The organism is Niastella sp. OAS944 (assembly GCA_024809215.1).
Taxonomy (GTDB): domain Bacteria; phylum Bacteroidota; class Bacteroidia; order Chitinophagales; family Chitinophagaceae; genus Niastella.
Genome location: JANUBW010000015.1, coordinates 67,954 through 89,598 on the forward strand (window position 1 = coordinate 67,954; position 21,645 = coordinate 89,598).

The 21,645-nt window shown below is 42.5% G+C and carries 12 protein-coding genes; 3 read left to right on the plus strand and 9 right to left on the minus strand.

Features of this window, described 5'->3' with window-relative positions; genetic code table 11:
* Positions 1-58: 58 nt before the first annotated feature.
* From GGD38_RS36300 to GGD38_RS36310, 3 genes are all read right to left on the minus strand, one after another.
* On the minus strand, positions 59-1,240 hold the full coding sequence (locus tag GGD38_RS36300) for a FecR family protein (RefSeq protein ID WP_375301032.1): 1,182 nt from the start codon (positions 1,238-1,240) through the stop codon (positions 59-61).
* A gap of 50 nt (positions 1,241-1,290) precedes the next feature.
* On the minus strand, positions 1,291-1,869 hold the full coding sequence (locus GGD38_RS36305; RefSeq protein ID WP_375301033.1) for an RNA polymerase sigma-70 factor: 579 nt from the start codon (positions 1,867-1,869) through the stop codon (positions 1,291-1,293).
* Between the two features lie 158 nt (positions 1,870-2,027).
* The gene (locus GGD38_RS36310) at positions 2,028-2,666 is read right to left on the minus strand and encodes a hypothetical protein (protein ID WP_375301034.1); all 639 of its coding nucleotides are present in this window, start codon (positions 2,664-2,666) and stop codon (positions 2,028-2,030) included.
* 620 nt (positions 2,667-3,286) lie between these two features.
* Here GGD38_RS36310 and GGD38_RS36315 point away from each other — a divergent pair.
* Positions 3,287-3,412, plus strand: coding sequence for a hypothetical protein (locus GGD38_RS36315; protein ID WP_375301035.1), 126 nt, complete (start codon positions 3,287-3,289; stop codon positions 3,410-3,412).
* Positions 3,413-3,471: 59 nt separating this feature from the next.
* Positions 3,472-3,891, plus strand: coding sequence for a hypothetical protein (locus GGD38_RS36320; RefSeq protein WP_375301036.1), 420 nt, complete (start codon positions 3,472-3,474; stop codon positions 3,889-3,891).
* Positions 3,892-3,959: 68 nt separating this feature from the next.
* Here GGD38_RS36320 and GGD38_RS36325 read toward each other — a convergent pair whose 3' ends face one another.
* The 3 genes from GGD38_RS36325 to GGD38_RS36335 all read right to left on the minus strand — a co-directional run bounded on the left by GGD38_RS36325 (position 3,960) and on the right by GGD38_RS36335 (position 13,012).
* A complete protein-coding gene (locus GGD38_RS36325) occupies positions 3,960-8,774 on the minus strand; it encodes a RecQ family ATP-dependent DNA helicase (RefSeq protein ID WP_375301037.1) in 4,815 nt (1,604 codons plus the stop codon).
* A gap of 62 nt (positions 8,775-8,836) precedes the next feature.
* Positions 8,837-11,962, minus strand: coding sequence for a response regulator (locus GGD38_RS36330; RefSeq protein ID WP_375301038.1), 3,126 nt, complete (start codon positions 11,960-11,962; stop codon positions 8,837-8,839).
* 513 nt (positions 11,963-12,475) lie between these two features.
* Positions 12,476-13,012: an RNA polymerase sigma factor gene (locus GGD38_RS36335; RefSeq protein WP_375301039.1), complete on the minus strand. Its 537-nt coding sequence runs from the start codon at positions 13,010-13,012 to the stop codon at positions 12,476-12,478.
* 111 nt (positions 13,013-13,123) lie between these two features.
* Between GGD38_RS36335 and GGD38_RS36340 the strand changes: the two genes are divergently transcribed.
* Positions 13,124-14,008 (plus strand): helix-turn-helix domain-containing protein, encoded by an 885-nt coding sequence (locus tag GGD38_RS36340; RefSeq protein WP_375301040.1) that lies wholly within the window; start codon positions 13,124-13,126, stop codon positions 14,006-14,008.
* Here GGD38_RS36340 and GGD38_RS36345 read toward each other — a convergent pair.
* Genes GGD38_RS36345 through GGD38_RS36355 form a run of 3 tightly spaced genes read right to left on the minus strand, consistent with a single transcriptional unit; the run spans position 14,005 to position 21,639 of the window.
* Positions 14,005-15,396, minus strand: a complete 1,392-nt coding sequence (locus GGD38_RS36345) for an SGNH/GDSL hydrolase family protein (protein WP_375301041.1) — start codon at positions 15,394-15,396, stop codon at positions 14,005-14,007. The genes GGD38_RS36340 and GGD38_RS36345 overlap by 4 nt on opposite strands.
* Positions 15,389-17,824 (minus strand): glycoside hydrolase family 38 C-terminal domain-containing protein, encoded by a 2,436-nt coding sequence (locus tag GGD38_RS36350; RefSeq protein WP_375301042.1) that lies wholly within the window; start codon positions 17,822-17,824, stop codon positions 15,389-15,391. The genes GGD38_RS36345 and GGD38_RS36350 overlap by 8 nt, the downstream gene beginning before the upstream one ends.
* A complete protein-coding gene (locus GGD38_RS36355; protein ID WP_375301043.1) occupies positions 17,824-21,639 on the minus strand; it encodes a GH92 family glycosyl hydrolase in 3,816 nt (1,271 codons plus the stop codon). The genes GGD38_RS36350 and GGD38_RS36355 overlap by 1 nt, the downstream gene beginning before the upstream one ends.
* Positions 21,640-21,645 lie beyond the last annotated feature (6 nt).

Below are 21,645 nucleotides of genomic sequence, written 5' to 3' on the forward strand. Positions count from 1 at the left end.
ATACAATTGATTTGGTTAGTTAGGCTGGAAAGGTTTATGAAATTGGCATTAGCAGTTGCTATTTTCCATTAGCAGGCAGTATAACGATCGTTTTATCTTTTACGGCAAATTGAATATTGCTGGTTTGTTCAAAATTCTTCAGCATTTCGGCAATACTATTGGTAAGGTGAAGCGCTCCGTTGTATTCAATGTTCTTTAGTTTTTCTTCGGCAAAACTTATTTGTACGTCATATCTTCTTTCCAGCATCTCTGCCAGTTCGGCAAGTGTCATTTTGGTCATCACCAGGTCATCGTCTTTCCAGGCTATAAAGTCACCGGCGAATACTTTTCTTGTTTCAGTATTGCCGTTGCCTACGTTGAAAACAGTTTGATGATCGGGTGTAAGCTTTACTGCTTTAGCGTTGCCCGGCGGAGTGAACAATACGCTACCCGTAACCAGCGTAGTATAGACCTTTTTCCCATAGGTTTTAATATTGAAACTGGTACCCAATACTTTTGTTGCTGTATTGCCGGCGTGCACCACAAACGGCCATTTATCGTTATGCACTACTTCAAAATAGGCCTCCCCTTCAATGGTCACTTTTCTTTCTGCTTTATCGAAACGTACCGGATACGATATTTTACTATCGGCGTTCAACCAAACCTTTGAGCCATCGGATAACACAAGGTTGTACAGGTAACCGCGGGGAACAATGAGCGTATTTATCAGGGATGCATCGCCTTTTGCATGTTCGCTGTTCTCATAAGCAACTGTTCCCTGTTGTAAGTGTATAAGCGTACCATCTTTTTCCCGGAGTTGTGTGGCTGTATCTAATACAATGGTTTGTCCGCCGGCCGTTACCAGTTGCACCTTGCTGGCAGGCTCATGGTTAGCCATTGCCTTTTCAACAGTTTGCAGGTTATTTATGGCCCCATTGATACTGAACCTGGTATATAACCACCAGGCAGTACCGGCAATGAACAGCAGGCTGGCTGCAGCCACCCATTTCTTCCAGTTAATGGCTATACGGCGAACGGGGGCCGCCCTATCTTCTTTTTCCATTATATGCACCCATGCCTTTGCAGCATCCAGTTGCAGTGCGCCTGTGAGCAGTTGATCATTTTTTACCTGTTGCAAGCGGGCAAAGAGCGCCTGCTCTTCGGTAGAAAGCGCACCGGCCAGTACCTGCTGTTCATCTACGGGCTTTTCCAGCAGATCTATCAATTTGTCCCAATCAATATTTTGCGACTCCTTTTGCATAAGTTCAGTTATATGACAACCGGGTTAATTAATAGGGTGTATGTGTGTTATTATTTTTTTAAGAAAAAATAGAAAAGGGGCAGCAACAGCTTTAGGAGGTTGCGCAACTCCTGGTAGGCCAGGCGAAGGTGCATTTTAACGGTATTCACAGATATTCCCAGCTCGGCGGCAACCTCGGCATATTTCATATTATGCTGCCGGCTGAGGATAAAGGCCTTTTTGCGTTGCTCGGGCAGGTTGTTTACAGCTGTAATTATTTGCAGATAAAGCTGGTCAGTTTCATCGGGTTGTGCAACAGGAAGTAGTGTTTCGTCGCCGGGGAAGGTGGCAGAAGAAGCCGTTTCATGTTTAGAGCGGATGCTTTCTTTTTTAAGATAATTCAGGGCGGCATTGCGTACCGATACCAATGCAAACGCGGCAAAGGATTGCTTTATATGAAGCGAGGCGCGGTTTTGCCAGCATTTTATAAAGAAATCCTGTACAATATCTTCACTGGCATGCCAGTCTTCAGTTATTTTACAAGCCTGCAGGCATAGCCACTGGTAGTATTGGTGAAACAATAACTCATACTCTTTCCTATCCAGGACCGATAGATCGATGGGATCATTATTGGATCGGGCAGCAGCCATTCACTTTTTTTCAGTTTAGAATTTTCAAACTTAAAGTAATTTTTCAATGGCAGCATAAAGGCGTAAAAGAAAGTAAATTATGAACAATAATATAAATTAATGAGCAATTTCAAAAAATACTGTAAAAAGGGCGGCCGGCCTTCGCTTCCAATAATGATCTACTGGTAGTTTTGGGTGGCGTTTAATAAGATCTGTTTTGTTTCGTAGAATATTCTTAGTGTCGGAATTATATGCAGATTTTCTGCTTCTATTAATGCCCCTCTATAGGTTGCGGAAATATTTTTGGGGCCGTAAATGATAATTGTTCCGTTGCAGTCATGCGATGCATATGGTAGCGATTGAATAATGTGCTCGTTCTTTTTTTTGCCTTTTTTGATAAGTTTAGCCTGAAGGGCATCTTCACTTATCTGAATAATGTTGGTGATGTTATTTTGAAGAAGCCTTTTTACGATGCTGTCGGCATTGAATACTAATAATTCTGAATTGTATGGTTTGAATTCAACAATGGCGCCATTTTCTAAGGTGTCTATTGTTGATGGAAAGGGTATCCCTTCAATCGGCTGCAGGCTTTTAATGAAATAACCTTTCCAAAGTAAGTTTTCCTGAATAAAATAGAAAGAACTATACCCTTCGCATATTTTGTAAATTATGGTGTTTTGCAAATTGATCGTTTTGGCAATAGAGTCTTCCACTTCGCTAAAATGTTTATAGAATTGATATAGCTTATCGCTTTTAATGGTTTGTGCAAAACCAGCCTGAACGCTCAAAATGAAGACGAAAAAATGTATTGTTTTCATGTCTTTTTACTACCTGGTGTTTCTTACATATTTGATGCAGATGCTGTAGAAAATCATATTTTTCTGCGAAATATTAGTTTTTCTCGCAGAATATTGGCTTTTCCTGCGAGAAATATGAAAATCTCGCAGAATACGAGGTTATCTCGCAGATAATAAGAAACGCTCGCAGAATTTTAAATTCCTTCGCAGGAAATTAGAAAAGCCCGCAGAAAATAAGATTTCCTCGCAGAAAATAAGAAAAGCTCGCAGAATTTTGAGTTTCCTCGCAAGAAATAAGAAAAGGTCGCAGAATTTATGGTTTGCTCGCAGAAAATAGGAAACGCTCGCGGAAAATGAGAAACGCTCGCAGGATTCTGGCGTTTTTCGCAGGAAAACAGAATCCCTCGCAGAAAATATGAAAAGCCCGCAGAATATGCGATTTTCTCGCAAAAAGTAGGAAATGCTCGCAGGAATTTGCTTCTGTTTCAACTAACCGTTATATTTGTAATGGTTACTGTGCTTTTAGTTTCTCGCCTGCAACCTACTTCACAACAGATTCCCCAATTAGTTTTATTACGTTTTTATTTTGATAATTCCGGTTTAGGTCTTATTGGTAGCTATACAAATTAAATTGCCGTTTTATGAACCGGATAACACCAATTAACAAATTACACCAATCTGATCTGGTAGTAGTAAGCCGTCGCATTGTAGAAAAAATGGAGGACAATGAGTTTTTCTTCCCCCGCACCCAGCCCTGGGTAATTTAAAAAAGGTAATACCTGATCTGGATTCGGCACTCGTTAATGCACGTGGTGGCGATAAAGAAATGATGGCTATTAAAAACAATCAAAAAGATCTTGTACAGGGTCTGTTGGCGGAACTGGCCGAATATGTAACAAAGATCTGTAAAGGCGATTTAGTACTGTTGCTTAGCAGTGGTTTTGATATAACCACAGATGAACCTGGTATTTTACCTGTATCTATCGAAATATTGGATGTAAAATTAGGCCCGCCCGGTGAGGTTACTACAAAAGTGAGAAAGGTAAGCGGCGCCAGAGCTTATGTTCACGAGTATACATCAGAGCAGCCCACCTCCGATACCAATTGGTACCACCAGCCCAGTGGTCTTTGCACTCATACCTTTAAAGGGCTTACTTCCGAAAAGCGCTATTGGTTTCGCGTTATTGCTATTGGCAGTGGTGTACAGCTGGCTTATTCGCCTATTGTTACTATGGTGGTGCAGTGAGGGGTAATTTATTTCCTTATATCCCTGTTCATGCGTTCCTTTACACGCTTAATGCAGTTCTAAGATAATTACTTTCTTTCGAAGAAAAGTTCGGGCAAGATGATCTTAACCTCTTTTTCGGTACCTTCTTTCAACCAATACACTATGAAGTTTACTTTTACGCCCTTTATTTCATAGTTTTTATTTTTAATATCAGCGATTTGTTTAATGAACTGCTGAGAGAATTTTAAAACTGACTGTCCGCTTGAATTCAAACATTCATCCCCGTTCAAGGTCAACACATCTCCACTTAATAGATTTGAGATCAGGTGCTGTTTGTTTATGAAATAATCTAACCAAACATCTTTGTAAGTCAGGTGCATGGCAAGCTCATTGGGCGGTAAATATTTCTCTTTATTATCTATTCGTTCCAGGTTTACTGTAGAAAGCCCATCAAGAAGGTTTGAATTTACATGAACCGTCAGGTTTTGTTTTGCTCTTGTAAGGGCAACATACAATAATCGTTTGGCATCGTCTGTAACTGCGTTGAAGTTTTCGAGCATTAAAAAAACATTGTCAAACTCTTTTCCTTTAGCCTTATGAATTGTTGAAACGAAAATTGTTTCGCCGTTCTCATTGAAAAAATCTTCTAACTTAGATTCCCGAATAAATACATCAAGATCGCTTTTGTATTTCTTCTTTGTATTAGTTGCTTCAAAATCCCTGATCAGATTATTGCAGATATCCCAATTGGTACTTGTGCGAAATTTGATCGTTAATTCCCGTTTTGCCTTTTCCCAAACATCGTCGCCGATCACAAAAACATCATCCGCCAAATTTAACTGACTTAAAAAATACCTTACTTCTAAAAGATTGTATAGGTTGAAGCTGTCATTGGTTTGAATTAATTTTGCCTGCATTCCATTTTTCAAAAAAAGCCCCGTTATTTGTAATGCTTCTGAATTCGTTTTTGTAAGCACGCAGGTTGAGCCTGTAAGATCAGTTGTAAGTATGTTATGTACAAGCGGAGTTATAAGATGGTTGCTTTCATAGCGAATCAGCTTTATTTTCCCATAATCTGTTTGCCGGGCAACAATTGGCGTGTCTTTCAACCGGTGGCTGATGCGTTTTACAAATTGATTAGTAAAGTTAACCAGGTTCGCTTTGCTTCTGTAATTTTCAACCAACTCGTGTTTATTTGCCTTGTTCACGTGAATGAACTGTTCAAGATATTTTGAACTTGCTCCTCTGAATTCATAAATATTCTGATCATCATCTCCCACCGAAATTACCCTCATTTCTTCGTTCTGTTCCATTAATACATTTATCAAATTAAACTCATCTTCGTCCATATCCTGGGCTTCATCAATTACTAATACTGTTTTTGTGATTTTACTTGCTTCAACCTCCTTGTTTATGATCTTTTCTATAGTCTTTTTTAATATTTCGTCCGACTTATCAAGGTTTCCAACCTTACCTAACAAATCAAAACAGTATGAATGAAATGTTTTTATCTCAATGTAGCTGGCTGCGTTGCCAATTAACTTCTGTAGCCGTTTTTTGAACTCTGTTGCGGCTGCTCTTGAAAATGTAACCATAAGCAGTTGCTCGTGTTTTACATCTTCCATTAAAAGCAGCGAAGCGAGCTTGTGAACCAGTACTCTTGTTTTTCCGCTTCCAGGCCCGGCCGCAACAACAATGTATTTTGATTCGTTATCGTTAATGATCTTCAATTGAGTTGGAGAAAGTTCTCCAAAAAGCTGTCTGAACTTAGCTGGTGTAAGGTTTCGTTTAATTTCATTTTGCCGGCTGCCTTTGAAATACTTATTCAGGAACGATGGATAGTTTAACTGAAAATAATCTTCTACAAATTGCAAAGCATCTTTATAGTCGGTGATCATCTTTTTTGCATACTCGCCAACAATATGAATTTGATTAACCCGGTTTTCGTAGAACTGATTTAATTTTTGATAATCCTCAACTTTATAGCGTCGTTTGTTATCCTGTTCAAGTCTTTCAATGGTAAGACGATTGTACACAACCAGAAATCCGCCTTCTATTTTGATTGCCTCAATTCTTGATAAATACAATAAAGCATCTTCAATGTCTTCGATCCGGATGTTCTTTTTATAGAGGTTTTGACTTTTTTCATACGCGTTTTTCAATTCGTGCACTGAAAACTCAACCAGCACTTCTTCTTTTTCTGTGTCATCATCCGAAGTACCTGTATTACTTTTTTGATAGAGAAGGTCAACAATAAACCTGGCTAATTCATGCCGCATCACCAGTTTTTCTTTTAGTGTTGCTTTGGGGTGCAAACAAATTACCGAAAAATGATTTTTTGAATATTCCTGGTTCTGTCGCCTGATCCAATTCTTGATTGCCCAGAAGTTGATGATAGTTGTGATCTTTTTTGTGTCTGCATCTTCGCAACCTTTGGCGGCGGCTGCTTCATTCAGTTCCTTAATATGGAAGGTCACTGCCTGTTCTTCAAATACCGGGAGCAGGAAATTTTCAATTTTGCTGTATATTTCAACTATGTTTAGAGAGCGGTTTTTGTTTTCTCCTTTTTTGATATACGCGGTCAGGTCTTTTGCGTCGGCCAGTATATTTTCTTCACGAAGCAGGTTAACGATATTAATGACTTCCTCTTTTACCATGCCCAGGTGATCGCTAATGTAATCAACTCTTGATTCGGCTGATTCTTCATTTGAGTGTTTCCTGCTTTTGCTCGAAAAAAGTTTCTTAATTATCCGAATCCCTTTCTCTTTTTGCTTTTCTTCAAACTTTTCTGATGCGTTTATTTTATCAATGGCTTCCTGTGCATTTTGGGAAAGAATACTGGTGGCAAAAACCCTTGGCATGTTTTGCCCGCGTTTTAAATATCCGGATTCTTCCAGCGCCGCAATGGCTGTTTTTACCCTTGTTTCAATTTCTGCAACAGTATCGTCCCACCCGGCTTTTCTTGCAATTTCCAGGGCAGAGTTTGAAACTGTTGACCGGAACTTTGTGATCTCTTTTATGGCCTTCCATATCTGTTGAATTTCTTTAATGGAAAGCCTGGTTTGGTTTAGAAGGATAAAATGCTTGCTAAGGTCTTCTTCGTTAAATAAAACATAACAATCAGCTTCTAAATTTTCATCGCGCCCCGCTCTTCCTGCCTCCTGAATATAGTTTTCCAATGAATCGGAAATTTCATAATGGATCACCATGCCAATATCTTTTTTATCAACTCCCATTCCAAAGGCAGAACTTGCCACCATTATTGGAACATTACCCGATAAAAAAGCTTCCTGGTTGGCCGTTTTTTCTTTTATATCCAGTTTTCCATGATATGGTTTTGCTTTAAAACCATCTTCTACTAACCGTTCGGCAAGTGCATATGCTTTTCGGGTTCTTGAAACATATATAATAGTGGGGCAATTTTTTTCTTCAATTAAGTCTCTTACCGCCTGATACTTTTCTTCTTCATCGCCTTTTTCGAAAACTTTATAGTGCAGGTTTGTTCTTGATGCTTTTGACGTGAATAATTCAAGATCGAGCGAAAGTTTTTCCTTAAAGTAATCCCGAATATCCTCAATTACCTTTTGCTTTGCCGTTGCTGTAAAACATGAAACAGGAATGCCATCTTCGAGGTTTTTCTTTTCCTGAAGTGATTTAATAAAGTCGCCTATGTATAAATAATCAACTCTGAAATCCTGACCCCAGGAGGAGAAACAGTGTGCTTCGTCAATTACAAAACGAACAATTTTTCGTCCTAAAAGCAGGCGTTCTATTGTTCGTGAACGCAATGCTTCAGGGGAAATATAAAGGAGAGAAGCGGAGCCTTCTTCAATTCTTTCGAGAGAATTTTGTCTTTCCAGCGGGTCAAGTAATCCGTTTATTGTTACCGCTTCAGTGATACCTTTAGATGCAAGGTTGTCTACCTGGTCTTTCATCAACGATTGCAAGGGGGAGATCACTACCGTTAAACCTTTTGAACTTTCGCCACTTATAAAAGCCGGAACCTGAAAGGTGATTGATTTTCCACCTCCTGTTGGAAAAACAGCCAGTAAAGATTTATTATCAACTGCTGCTTTAACCGCTTTTTCCTGTAACGGTTCACCGCCGTATGTTCTGAACGTATCAAATCCAAAATAGCGCTTTAATCCCCTATGAATATCCAATGCGGTGTTGCAATAAACGCAACCGCTTATACAAGGTTTATTTCGCAGCAGGTACATTATTCTTTCTACTGCAGGATAATTTTTAAGTACCCAGGGTGGTGTTATTGAATGTATTTTGGGTTCCTTTATAAATGAATTGATAAGCGATAAGCTGTAAGCCAGCTCAATTGAATGCGCTGCAATTATATGCTTCAGGTCAACCTGCTCACATATCTCATTCTTAAATTTTGTTCTTATTAAATATTCAGGATCTGTACCCGGGCTTTCATATGCTATAAAACGGAAAAAGGAATTAAATTCTTTTTTGTCTTTTAAAAGCAAATAGAAAATTTGATTAAGTATTTCATCGTTGAATTTAAAAGTAGCGAGCTCATCATAAAACAGGTCCTTTGCTTTAATTGAATCATTCAAAGGATTGTTAGTCTCTTCTGATTGAAGTTTATCGTCTTTTAGCAATTTATGATACGGCCTGGTAGGAAAAAGTAATGGAGAAAGGAACAGGGTGTCAATGATATTTGCAGGAGCTATGCCTGCATCGTTTAATGCGTTACCAATATACTTTATGTCGTGGTTGAGGATGTTGTGACCGCAGATGAATTCTGTTCCTTTAAGAAACTGAATGAATTCGGCTATCGATGATTTGTGAAATGAACTTCCATCTCCCCTGATACTGCCAATATCAAGGACCTTCAGGCTTTTGGGCTCAATTTCGGTATCAATAAATGCAATCGAATTCATTGATCAATTGCTGCCAGTTAGTTATCCGAATATACGTAAAATGTTGAATTTGTGTGCTTTTATTAGGACGATACCGCATCCCCTAAATACTGATTTATATCACTTATAATAGCCATAACCTCTTCCAGTATTTTTTTCTCCAAACCCCTGAGCTTGTCAAAGTCGGTTGTATGGATGATCTTGTATTGCATCAGCAGGTCTTTTAAGGCATCTAAACCCGTATTGGCGCAGGTGCCCAGCATATTGTGTTTTGCCTCTGCCAGGGCTGCGGGGGCTTTAGCGGCAACATGTTGTGAAAATTGCTGTCTGAAGGTATGCAGGTCATGCAGCAGGAGTTCCAAAATATGTTGTTCGGCCCGGCTATCATCGCCTACTATTTCCTTAATCGCCTTTATACTAAAGTGATGGTTGGGGGAAGCCGGTTCATCCTTAATGATCCATCTTTTGAGTAGCTGCTTCAGATCGTCCTCTACAAATGGTTTTACCAAAAAGTCGTTCATGCCGGCCTGTAAACATTTTTCCCGGTCGCCTTTTACATTACCTGCCGTTAAAGCAATGATGGGTTTGTTTTGCATCGCCTGCTGCCGGCGAATATGTTTACAAGCTTCTATCCCATTCATTTCCGGCATTTGTACATCGAGCAGCACCAGGTCGGGTACAATGCGCTCGCAGGTACTGATGGCCTGGCGTCCGTTGCCGGCTTCATGAATAACGGCGCCGGGTAATAACCGCTCAATGATGGAGCGGGTAAATATTTTGTTGATGGCATTGTCTTCCACAATAAGCACCTGTAGTTTCAGGCGGGAAAGGGCTTCGTCTTTAGGTGCAGGAGGATGTATTGTAAGGTCTGCTTTTTTCTGTACGCCGCTGATACTTGAGAAGAGGTCGTGCAAACGCACCGGTTTCAGCAGGTAATTGGCAATATGGAGTGATTCGCTGTTTAATAAGAACTGTTCTATATCGAGCACATTACAAAGCAGTATCACTTTCTGTTTTTTGCCATTGGCGCCGGTGTCGTGTCGCAGGTGACTAATGAGCTCTATGCCGTTCATGTTAGGCATATGGTAGTTTATAAGTGCCACATCATACACCTGTTTATTAATAAGGGTAAAGGCTTCGGTTGCGTTGGCTGCCGTTGTTGTTTCAATATTTTTAGCGGTGAGCATATCGGCAATTAACTGCCGGTTGCCCGCATTGTCATCTATGATCAACGCAGAACGAATATCGGGCTGTTGTACAAGCTGTAACAGGGGCTTGCCTTCTGTTGCTACCGTAAGCACAAACGAAAAGGTACTGCCTTTACCCGGTTCGCTGCTTAGTTGCATTTGGCTGTTCATCATCTTTAGCAACAGGTTGCTGATGGTGAGGCCAAGACCGGTTCCGCCATACTTTTTAGTGGCACTGGGGTCTGCCTGGGAAAAGGATTCAAATATTTTATCGCTGTGTTCTTTATCAATGCCTATGCCCGTATCGCGTACTTCAAAACGGATATCCATTAAACCGTTGCCGTATATGCGTACCGGTTCAACGGTAATGGCAATTTCACCCTGTTCGGTAAACTTTACAGCATTGCCAAGCAGGTTGGTAAGCACCTGTTTCACCCGCAGGGCATCTATGTAAATATACTCCGGTAATTGCAGGGAGATATTCAGCAATACTTCAAGGCCCTTTTGCTGAGTTTGAAAGGCTATGAAATTGGCCGTTTCAGAAATAAGATCGTACAGGTTGGTTTTTTCGGTATATAATTCCTGTTTGCCCGATTCTATTTTAGAGAAGTCGAGGATGTCGTTGATGATGCTTAGCAAAATATTGGCCGACTGGTTTATGATGCTGCCATATTGTGATTGCACCAGGTTAAGTGGCGTTTTCAGTAGCAGATCGCTAAAGCCGATGATGCCATTAAGGGGAGTTCGAATTTCATGGCTCATATTGGCCAGGAAATCGCTTTTTGCCATGCTGGCCTGTTCGGCCTGTAGTTTGGCGCGTTTTAATTCGCTTCGTTGCAGCGCTGCTTCGGTAATATCTTTTGTTTGTATCAGAATGCCGCCTATGGAGCCATCGAGGTTATACCAGGGACGAACGCCCCAGCTTATGTAGCGGTCGGTGGTGGCGCCAATTGGCCGCCAGATGTCTTCATCACGATATTCTACTGCACCGGCCAGGCATCTTCTGTGAACCGCTTTCCATTCATCGGGTATATTGGGAACTACTTCGTAGTGATATCTGCCAATGAGTTGTTGGCCCTGAAGGTCATTTTCAATAAGCCATTGGTTGGTAACAGCCAGGTAGCGCAGTTCGGTATCGAACATGGCCACCGCCACCGGGGCATGTTCAACAAATGCGTTCAACATCGATCTTTCCCTGTTCTCTTCCGTTACATCGCGCCCAATGGCAATGAGGTGACCCGAAGGTTCTTCAATGGTGATGGTCCATTGAACTGTTCGGTATTGATTATGCCGGTACAGGATGCGATGGGTAAGATGGTTATGGTCGTTACACGTATACCAATCGTGAAAACATGCGATGGTTGATGACCGGTCGTCGGGATGCACCATTTGGAAGAAAGATTCCTGGAGTAAGCGATCACTGTTTATGTTGAATATTGTATTAAATGCAGGATTCGCTTTCAGAATGTCGCCATTGCGGGTGAACGTACAAACAAAATCGGTTGAGATATTGAAAAGCCTTTCAAACTGCTGGGCTTCGTTTATCTTTTTATAATTTTTTACCAGCGAAGTGGCCGATTTCGCCAGTAACATAAATTGTTCTCTTTCCTCCGGGGTGAGTTTTTTAGGTTCGTAATCTACGATACAGAAAGTGCCCAATGCATTACCTTCATCGTCAATGATGGGATAGCCGGCATAAAACCTTACGGCTTCATCGGCAAGCGCCACGGGTTCACCACTAAACCGCTCGTCGTTGGTAGCATCTTCCACTTCCAACAGCTGTGTTTGCTCAATGGTATAATTGCAAATGGCCAGTTCGCGGGCAATTTCATTATTTGGCAAACCGGTTTTTGATTTAAACCATTGCCTGTCTTTATCGATCAATGAAATAATGGCCACAGGAACTTTAAATATGGAGGCGGTTAAGCGGGTAATATGATCAAACTCTTCTTCGGGAAGGGTGTCGAGCAGATTATAGCATTGCAATGCATGTAATCGACGTTCCTCTTTTAGCGTGTCCATGGTTGTAGGTTACGAGCACTCGTTCAAGGTTAATTATAACAATTTCCTAAATTGTTTATACATCAAAAAATAAACCAGGGGGTATTTTTAGGGGTAAATATAAAAAGTTTGTAAAATACATAGATACCATTATAAGCAGGCCGCTTCCATGTACGGGGAGGCAGCGGCCTGCTGACGGGGAAAGGGGTATCAATAGTTTTTTGAAAAATGTTTTTTTAGAAACTTTCTTATGATATATGAAACACTCATTGTTATGCAAATTGGACAAACCCCGAACCTAAAAAAGATGAACCCCAGTTTTTTATACCAGGGCAAATGGGATGGAATGATTGGGCAACTCATGTATTCTTTCATTGTCGTTAAATTTTAGTTAACCAAAGAAGTGATAAATGCATATTGCAGTCAATACAATTGAGATGAAGCAAAGAATTAATTTGTTTCTTTTTGTCATTGTTTAAATGTTTTGCCAGCATTTATACCCGAAATGGAAAACTATCACCCCGGCGGGTAAAACTATTTCTTACCTTCTTTTCTCAATTGTTCAATGCATTTATATTTCTGGTTGGTTGCCGTGTGTTTGTTCCTCCAACCCATTTTTATCATCAGGTTATCTATAGGTTCATTTAAATAAAAGATGGCTTTTAAAATTCGCTGGCAATGGATGGTGATCTTTTTGAGCCAGGTGACCACTTTTTCATTATTTGTATTTTCTTCCTGCAAGAGGTCCTCCGGTGTCTCTAATAAAGTATGGTCATCTGTAAGAACAACAGCCGGTTTATTATCTCTCAGCCTTTTTAGCCAACAATTTCTTGAAATAGAGAACAGATATGTTTTTAAAGAAGATGTTAGCACAAATTCAGGTTGCCTCACTTTGTTTAAAAGAACTATTACCGTTTCCTGGAAAATGTCCTCTGCATCCTGGTGGCTGCCACTGTTTTGTTTAATGAAGCTGGCTATGGTTGGAAAATACAATTTATAAAGTAACCCAAATGAAGCACTTTCTTCTTTTTTCAGCTTGTCAATAAGTGTGTCGTCTGAGAATGCCGGCATGTTTTGTAAGATTAGTCAATGGTTAATACCATTTTTTTAAGATTATCACCCAAAATGGAAAGATTAATATGGCTATCGTAAAAGTAAGTGATTTGAATTAACTTAGTACCTATGTCCAGATCCATACTCAAAGAAGCGCCACCATTAACCAAGTCGGATTGCTTCTCGTTGTTTGCCAGGTATAAAACCGAATTTGATTTTCCCCTGCATTTTCATGAAGAATATGAATTGAACTTTATTGAAAATGCAAAAGGGGTTAAACGGGTTGTTGGCGATAGTATGGAAGAAATTGACGATCTGGAACTGGTACTGGTTGGCCCCAATATTCCCCACGCCTGGTTCACGCATAAATGCCAAAGCGATAAAATATTTGAAGTTACCATTCAGTTTCACCGCGACCTGTTTCATGAAACCCTGCTGAAAAGAACACAACTTAGTAGTATACGGGAGTTGTTTGAACATTCCATAAAAGGCATCCTGTTCTCCAAAGAAACTATTCAACAAATAGCACCTCGCATTAAAGCGCTGGAACATAAAACGGGTTTCGATTCTATGATCGAACTAATGATCATCCTGAACGAATTATCTGCAGCAAAGGATTCCCGTTACCTCAGTGGCGAGAAGATCTATAATGCCGATTATATATACATGGACAGCGTTCGAATGGAAAAACTGATTGAGTTTATGAACGCTAATTTTAACCGCCCGGTGCGGCTGGCAGAAGCGGCCACGCTGGTGAACATGGCCGAGACTGCCTTTAGCCGTTTTTTTAAAACAAAAACGGGGGTGAACTTTGTCGATTTCTTAAACGACATCCGTTTAGGACATGCCGCACGTTTATTGATAGATACCAAGGATTCCATTGCTGAAGTAGCTGCCGCCTGTGGCTTTACCAATATCTCTAATTTCAACCGCACCTTTAAACGTCAAAAAGGGCTTACGCCAAAAGACTTCCGCCACAAACATGGTAATGTAGGCGAACGGCTTATTTTTTAATTCGCTTTCACTATCCTGATGGTATGTTTACGGGGTTGGTTTATTTTGTAGATCTCATTTACCAATACATCCATTTCCTTTTGCCACGCTGCCCTTACTGCTTCATACCGCGCAGCGCGGTAGTTATCTTTTTTTGAACCTACAAACCAGTCGCGCGTTGATCGCGATGCTACTGAATCCATAGCTACTTTATTGTCGTTAAATTGCAGCCCTATCTCTTTCAGGTAATTGAATTGTAGCCAGTAATACTGACGCAGCTTTGATTCCAGCGCCATACGCTCCTCGTTCAGCCACAACACTGCCATGGCCTGCTCAACCTGCGGTGTATTCAGCAGCGCCATATTAATTCCTGCTCCCAATTGCTCACCTGTGTATTTGCCAATGGACTTATTATCTATTGAAACCAGAAAGTTATCGTTATTCAATCCCTTTACGGTAAGCATTTCCTTATTCATTTCTTCAGTAAAGGGGATCACTTTCAGTGCATCTGCCTGTCGTTGGGGATTTTCCCATATTCTTGAAATAGTGTCTTGCGGAAATGGCAAAGAACCGGCGAGGTAATCAACCTGTATGTTGCCCGGTGCTACCGACAAGGCGGTGAGTATACAATTTTCTGACCGTTGTACTTTACTGGTAGTGGCATTGATCTCAATATCGGCAACAGGTTTACCTGCCAGCCCCTGCTGTTTTAAAAACAACCAGGCCATTACAAAATGACCGGCATTGCCGGGGTGAATGCGGTCGTTGCTGGTAAGGGTGAAAGTAGAATCGCGGCGTTGTTCCCGAAGCGTTATCTCTGTCATTGGGTGTAAAAAATCAACTAAACCCCAACGATGTGTTTTAGCCGCCTCCTGCTGGAAAGCCGCAATGATTTCCATCGACTTGCTTTTGCCGGGAAAATAGTTTTTTGGGTTCTTCATGGTTTCATCGTACAACGGCGAGGTGACCATTATTTTCTTTGCAGTGGTATAGGCTTTTAGTTTTTGCGCAATGGTATCAAAATATAATTTGCTTTGCCGCGCTTTTTCCTTTCCTGTCGAATCGCTATTGCCTGAGAGATATTCAAAATAACCGCTGTCGTTCATGCCAAAGGTCATACAAATGGTGGTTGGCTTTTTTGCAAACACATCGGCATCGAGGCGGCCCAGCATGTTCTGCGCCCTGTCGCCCCCAATACCACAGTTGTATACTGTTATACGGCGACCGGGAAAATGTAACATATAGTATAACCAGATATACGATTCGTAGTAACCTTGTTCTGTAATACTGTTGCCAACAAAACAGGCGCGCTCACCGGGTTGAAAAGGCGCCAGGGGTTGCACCTGCGCTATAGTGGTAGTTGATAAGGTTGCTATGAGTAACAATGAAAAAAAGTTCTTCTTATTCATGTTCGAATTTTATGGTGCGTATGCCAAATTGAGGTATGGAAATTTCAACATACCGGCGTCCGGTTTTATCGGTATGAATGGGTAATAATTTTACTGGGCGGTCATCCAGTTCTGCCTGTGCGGCTGCTTTGCAGGCAAAGCCGGGATATACTTTCACTGCCGGGCCTTGTGCTGCGGCGTTAAACAGCCGCACCTGTATTGTGTTTCCGGAAACCGTGACGGACGAAACCTCTACACCCTTTTCTGTTTGTAACAGCGAGCGTTGTTCTGCGCTATTTGCTGCCATTGTTATTAACGGTTCATTCCATTTGGTGCCTTCGGCCCACAACCCGGCCTGTTGCCAGTTTCCTTTATGTGGTAATAAAGCATAATGAATTTCGGTAGGCCCGTCAAGTGTATAATTGCGGTAAAAGATGCCATTGCCCGAATATTGTACGGTTAGCCCTAAGGGAAAATTTTCACCGTGCGTATAACTGGTGGTATGATCGCTGAACAAGGCCATGCCATATACTCCTTTTCCATCTGTTACATCAACCCAGTTTAGCAATACATTGTTCTTGATGCTATCCCAGCGATTGTAAAAAGTATTACGGAGTTTGCTTTGTGTTACATCGAACGGGGCGTTCTTGAATATCTTTTGTGCCGAAAGGTTTACGGGGAACAGCGCCAGTAATTTAAAGCGGTCGTCATAATACGCTTTTCTAACCTGGGTATCTTTGGGTTCATCATAATATTCGCCAATGGCGGTATTGTCGTTCCAATCTATCTTTAAATGAACATCTACCCGCGGTTGTCCCTGCTGTACGGTTAATGTTTGCGTAAAAGGATAACCGGCTATGTGCCCTTTGATAGCCAGCTTTACTTCTGCCCCACCCTGTTCAATCACTGCTACTTCGGCAGCTGTATCGGCACTGCTTCTTATACCACCCTTGTTGTAAAAATTACCGCGCAGCTCATTTAACCGTTTTCCTTTTTCAATAAATTCTTTATTACCCAACTGCTTTGCTACCCAGCTGATGATGGTGCCGCCTTTTGCGGCATCAATTAAGATGCGATACAGGTCTGTTTCTATCCGTATAATTCCATTATTCAGTTTTGTTACGGCCGCGCCTTTTATCAGTGGTAATGTATTCAACTTATAACTGGCGTAACCCATGGCCGGCACTTTTGCCCTAAAAACCCGATCGCCAGAACGTACCCATTCATTTCGTTCAACCGCCGTAGTATTGAATACGCATACATATTCGCCGCTATTGCCAGCCAATTTCTGCATGGCTGTTTTTGCTATGCTATCGCTTTTGTTGTTAGTGAAGTTTGTCCACTTCACCACTTTATGGGCCCAGGTATCGCCTTGTTTACCATTGTAAGGAACTATCCAGCAATCGTGGTGCTGCGATAATAGTAAGGTGCGCCAGGCCTCGCTGAAATTATTTTCAGGCCAGCCTGTTCCCTTCCAGATCTTAGCCATGGCTGCCAGCTTTTCTGCCTGTATAATGTTGTTCTCGGCATGCCGAACCGCTTGTGCTATTCGTTGTAACACCTGGGCGCCCCACATTAAACCTACCTGTACATCTTCCTGGGAAAAATGCCAGTTGTTCTCGGCCATGCCATTGGAGATATTGGCAAAGTAGCCACGCCAGGTAGTATATTTTGTAGGAGCATACACGCCGTTGTTGCCGGTTTCATTGGCTCCTTTTAACCAGGGACCGAATGACCAGCCGGCATCCTGTAAACACATGCCTACCGGATGTTTTATACCGTATGCAAATGCTTTTTGAACATATTCCTTACTGTTACTACTGGCTATGGTTTCCCAAATGGAAAGTGGTTTAAAGGCTTCCACTTCATATCGCGGTGAAGTAAGTATGGCACTGCCATCGGGACCAATCCAGTTCACCAGCTCGCCGCCAAAAGCACGGGTATAACCGCCCCAGCAGGTATTGGGATTTTTAAGCGATGCGTATTTAAATCCGTACGACTTTAATATCTGTGGTAAGGCGCTGGTGAAACAAGGCTCTTCCGATGAATAGGTGGTGAACTGTATACCCGGAAAATGCTGTTGCAGTTTCTTCATTCCATAATAAAACTGCCTGATCACACTTTCGCCGGAGATATTGTACATATAGGCCTGGCCGTACGCCGGGTTAACATATTCAATTCGTGCGTTGGCCGATTGATCGGTGAACAGCTTGCGAAACGCTGCATAGTTTGTTGCATCCTGCAGGGCAATACTATCCCACGATTCGGGTTCCAGTTCCAGGTTGATCTTCCAATTAGGGTATTGCGCCAGTTTTTCCACCATAAATTTTGTTTGCCATGGTGGAAGATGGCCATAGATGCCCCCATGGTAGCCATCGATGAAATAAGCGGTTTGCGCCGAAACCTTCAATACAAAAAACACTAAGATCGATACCAGTACTTGTTTCATTAATCAGTTTTTGGGGTGGGTTCGGCCCAGTTATCGGTACGAAAAGGAATTACAGGCCAGCCTTCGCCGTTATGTAAGGTGGTGACCGCATAATTAGTAAATGCATAACGCACCGCTACCGGCTTTTTCACTTTATCACTTGAAACGATGATCTTGTCGCCATCGATGGTTGCATTTGCCACATGGAACTGTTGATCGGCGCCGGCAATGGTAAAGAACTGCGGCGCCTTATTATCATCTGTATACAACCCGCCAGTGGTAGTGCCGGGTTCAAAATAAATAACAGCCTTTTTGCCACTAACTTCCATATGCTGGTATTGTGGTCCGCGCCATGTTATATTCAATTTCCCATAGGTACGGTTCAGGGCTGTTTTTGCCAGCCTGATGCCAATGGGTTTTTTATTATGCGGGTGCAGGTTCTTTGCTTCTCCCACGTCAACCGTGGTTATCATGGCTGTATTACCAAGCGTTGATACTTTTTCCTGGGCTTCACGAAAGAACGCATAATCCGCCAAAACCGGGTCTTCTTTTTCCAGGAAATAAGGTGCTACCTGTACGTAATAAAAAGGTAAGTTGTTTTGCCCGAATGTTTGTCGCCAGCTTGTGATAAGGGCCTGCGTAAGCCGGGTATAACTTTCCCGTTCTTTGCGGTTGGCTTCGCCCTGGTACCAGCAAACACCACTGATCGAAAAGTGCCGTAAAGGATAGATAAGCGCATTGTACAGCAAAAATGGCCGGGTAACTTTTTCAAAACTAAAGCCGCCATCGATCACTTCTTTTGACCGGGCACTATTGAGATAAGGTTGCAGGTATACGCGGTTCAACATAGTATCGGCAGCCAGTACCTGTTGCGGTACATATGCCTGCGCGGCCGATGCGCCAATACCGGAGAAGATGATACCCACCGGTACATTCAGCGTTTGTAGCAGCTCACGGCCAAAATAATAACCCACCGCACTAAAATCTTTTGCGGTAGCAGAACGGCATGTGACCCATTTGCCAGAGAAAGCTTCGTACGGTGTAGCGCTGAAATTGAGCCCTACATTTAAAAGCCTGAGGTTGGGATGATTGGCGGCTGCCACATCGCGCGTTGAATCTGTTGCCTCCTTTAAACTAAACTGCATATTCGACTGGCCGCTGCACAACCACAACTCGCCAATCAACACGTTACGCAGCGTGATAGCAGTATTGCCATTACTCACTTCAATGCTGTGTGGCGTATAATCACCCGGTTGAACCGCCGGAACGGTAACTATACCTGAAAAGCTTCCATCAGTATTTGTCTGCACGGTAACAGGTGTGTTCATCCAGTCGGTACGAATGGCTACTTCACTACCCGCTTGTGCTTTACCCCAAATGGTCAATGGCCGGTTTTGCTGAATTACCATACTATCCTGTAAACCGCTGCCCAGTTGCAGCTCACTGTTGTTATTTTGCGCCTGTGCATCCTCCTGATGCCCCCAGTTTTTATTGGGCGCCGGGCCCATCTCCAGTTCGAGCACACCACCGGCGGCAATATCGGCATGATGGATAAAACATTTATCCCAGGGTTTTCCATTTAGAAAGGCACGCTGAATATATACATTTTTTGCACTATTGTTTTTTGCAATTACTGTAAAGCTATTGCCCCTGGCATATTGCGGGTCTAACTGCAATACAATTTTTGAAAAAACCGGACTGGTGATCTCATACCGCGTATCGCCGGGACACACCGGATGAATACCCGATGCGGCCAGCACATACCAGGCCGACATTTGACCCACATCTTCGTTGCCAACCAGTCCTTCTACTTTATTATGATAGGCATTGGCACAGATCTTCCGGCTCCACTCCTGCGTTAGCCAGGGCGCGCTGAGGCGGTTAAACAGAAAGGGCACATGATGCACCGGCTCATTGGCGTGGTTATAGTAATCGTTCCATAAAAAATTTGCCGGTGTATTGTTAAAGAAATGCAGCAGGTCGGTGATCACACTATCACGGCCGCCCATTAGTTTTACCATACCCGGTACATCGTGCGGAACAAACCAACCCTGTTGATAGGGATTGCTTTCAACCGTACCGTAGAATTGTTTTAGCCTTCCCTCTTTTGGCCATTCTTCCCAGCTGCCATCTTCTTTGCGCGGGCGGAACCATTGTTTGGTTTTATCAAATACATTTTGATAGCTTAATGCCCTTTGTGCATATTTCTTTTCATCTTCCTTTTTACCCAATGTTGCTGCCAGCCGGCTCAGGCACCATTCGGAATAAGCATTTTCCAAAGTATTGGAAATGGGAAATGGTGAATTACCATAGGAGTTGCGACGCCTGTCGGTTGGCTCGCAGGTAGAGGTAAAGCCCTTATCGCCATTGCCAAACCGCTCGCAGGTATTACGGGCATAGGCATAGGCTTTTGCCATGTCGTAATTTCTAATACCTTTTGCATATGCATCTGCCAGCACCGATACGGCCGGGTTGCCGATCATACAACCCGAATAGGCATTCAATAATTCCCATCGTTCATAATATTCTTTCCCGCTTTCATGGGCCAGGTTAGTTAACGACCCAAGCATATCGTTCACCACTGCAGGGTTAATGATCGTTTGCAGTGGCATTTGACTACGAAACACATCCCAGCCGCTGAAAACCGTTCTGCGGGTTTTATTGGCAGGGCCTGTATGTATTTTCCCATCTCCACCGGTATAAGCGCCATCAACATCCGATACAGTGCGCGGGTCTATCATGGTATGATATAACGCGGTATAAAAAACAGTTTTCTGTTCTTCGGTACCGCCTTCTATTTTTATTTTATTCAGCGCCTGGTTCCACAACTCCCGGGCATTTGCATGCACTTTGTCAAAATCCCAACCTGTGATCTCGTGTTCGAGGTTCATTTTCGCGTGTGCCGCATCGGTAAAAGAAATACCGGCTTTCATCATAACCTGTTCGTTTGCTGTAGTAGCAAATTCAGTAAAAAAGCCAAGGTGTTTACCCTGTTGTTCCGGGGCTTGTTTAATTACTCCGTTTGCTGCCGCTTTTGCAATCCGTTGCTGGTATTTATGGCTTTCAAGGTCTTCTCTCTTTCGTTTCCAGTCATTGGGGATAGCGGCGCTCCATACTCCATATTGTTTTAATGGTTTGCTGAATTGCGCATAAAAATAAACGGTATAGCTGGCCAGCCCTTCGCCATTGCCCCAGCCGCCGCCATCGGGTGTACATTTCATCCATCCTTCAATGGTATGGTCATCAACAACGCGCACATATTGTTCTGTTGAAGTACCGCCTACCCTTCGCGCCAGGTCTATTTGAATGCGTGAACGCTTATTGGCCGGAAATGTAAAACGCATCATGCCACTGTGCGGCGCTGCCGTCATCTCGGCCTTTACCTGGTATTTTGATAAGGTCACTTTGTAATACCCGGGGCTTGCTGCTTCCGTTTGTTTGGCAAAAGCCGAACGATAACCTTCGGCTTCATGACCGGCCCGGCCAGCCGATGTTTTTAATGCGCCGGTACAAGGCATTACCAAAAAATTACCCAGGTCGCCATACCAGCCAATACCACTCAATTGTGTAAATGCAAAACCTTCAATGGAGGTGTGTTCATAGCTATAGCCCGAACCATTGTCGCCGCCTGTAATGGTATTTGGACTAACCTGCACCATTCCGTATGGCGTGGTAGCGCCGGGAAAAGTTTTACCTAAACCATGACTGGCGCCTGCTTTATCAATATTGGTACTGGCCCCAATAAATGGGTTTACATACGATACTGCCTGCCGTGGTAACTGACCGGCGCCGGATAAGGTGGTTAACAACAGGGACGCCATTAAATACTTTTTCATTTTAAT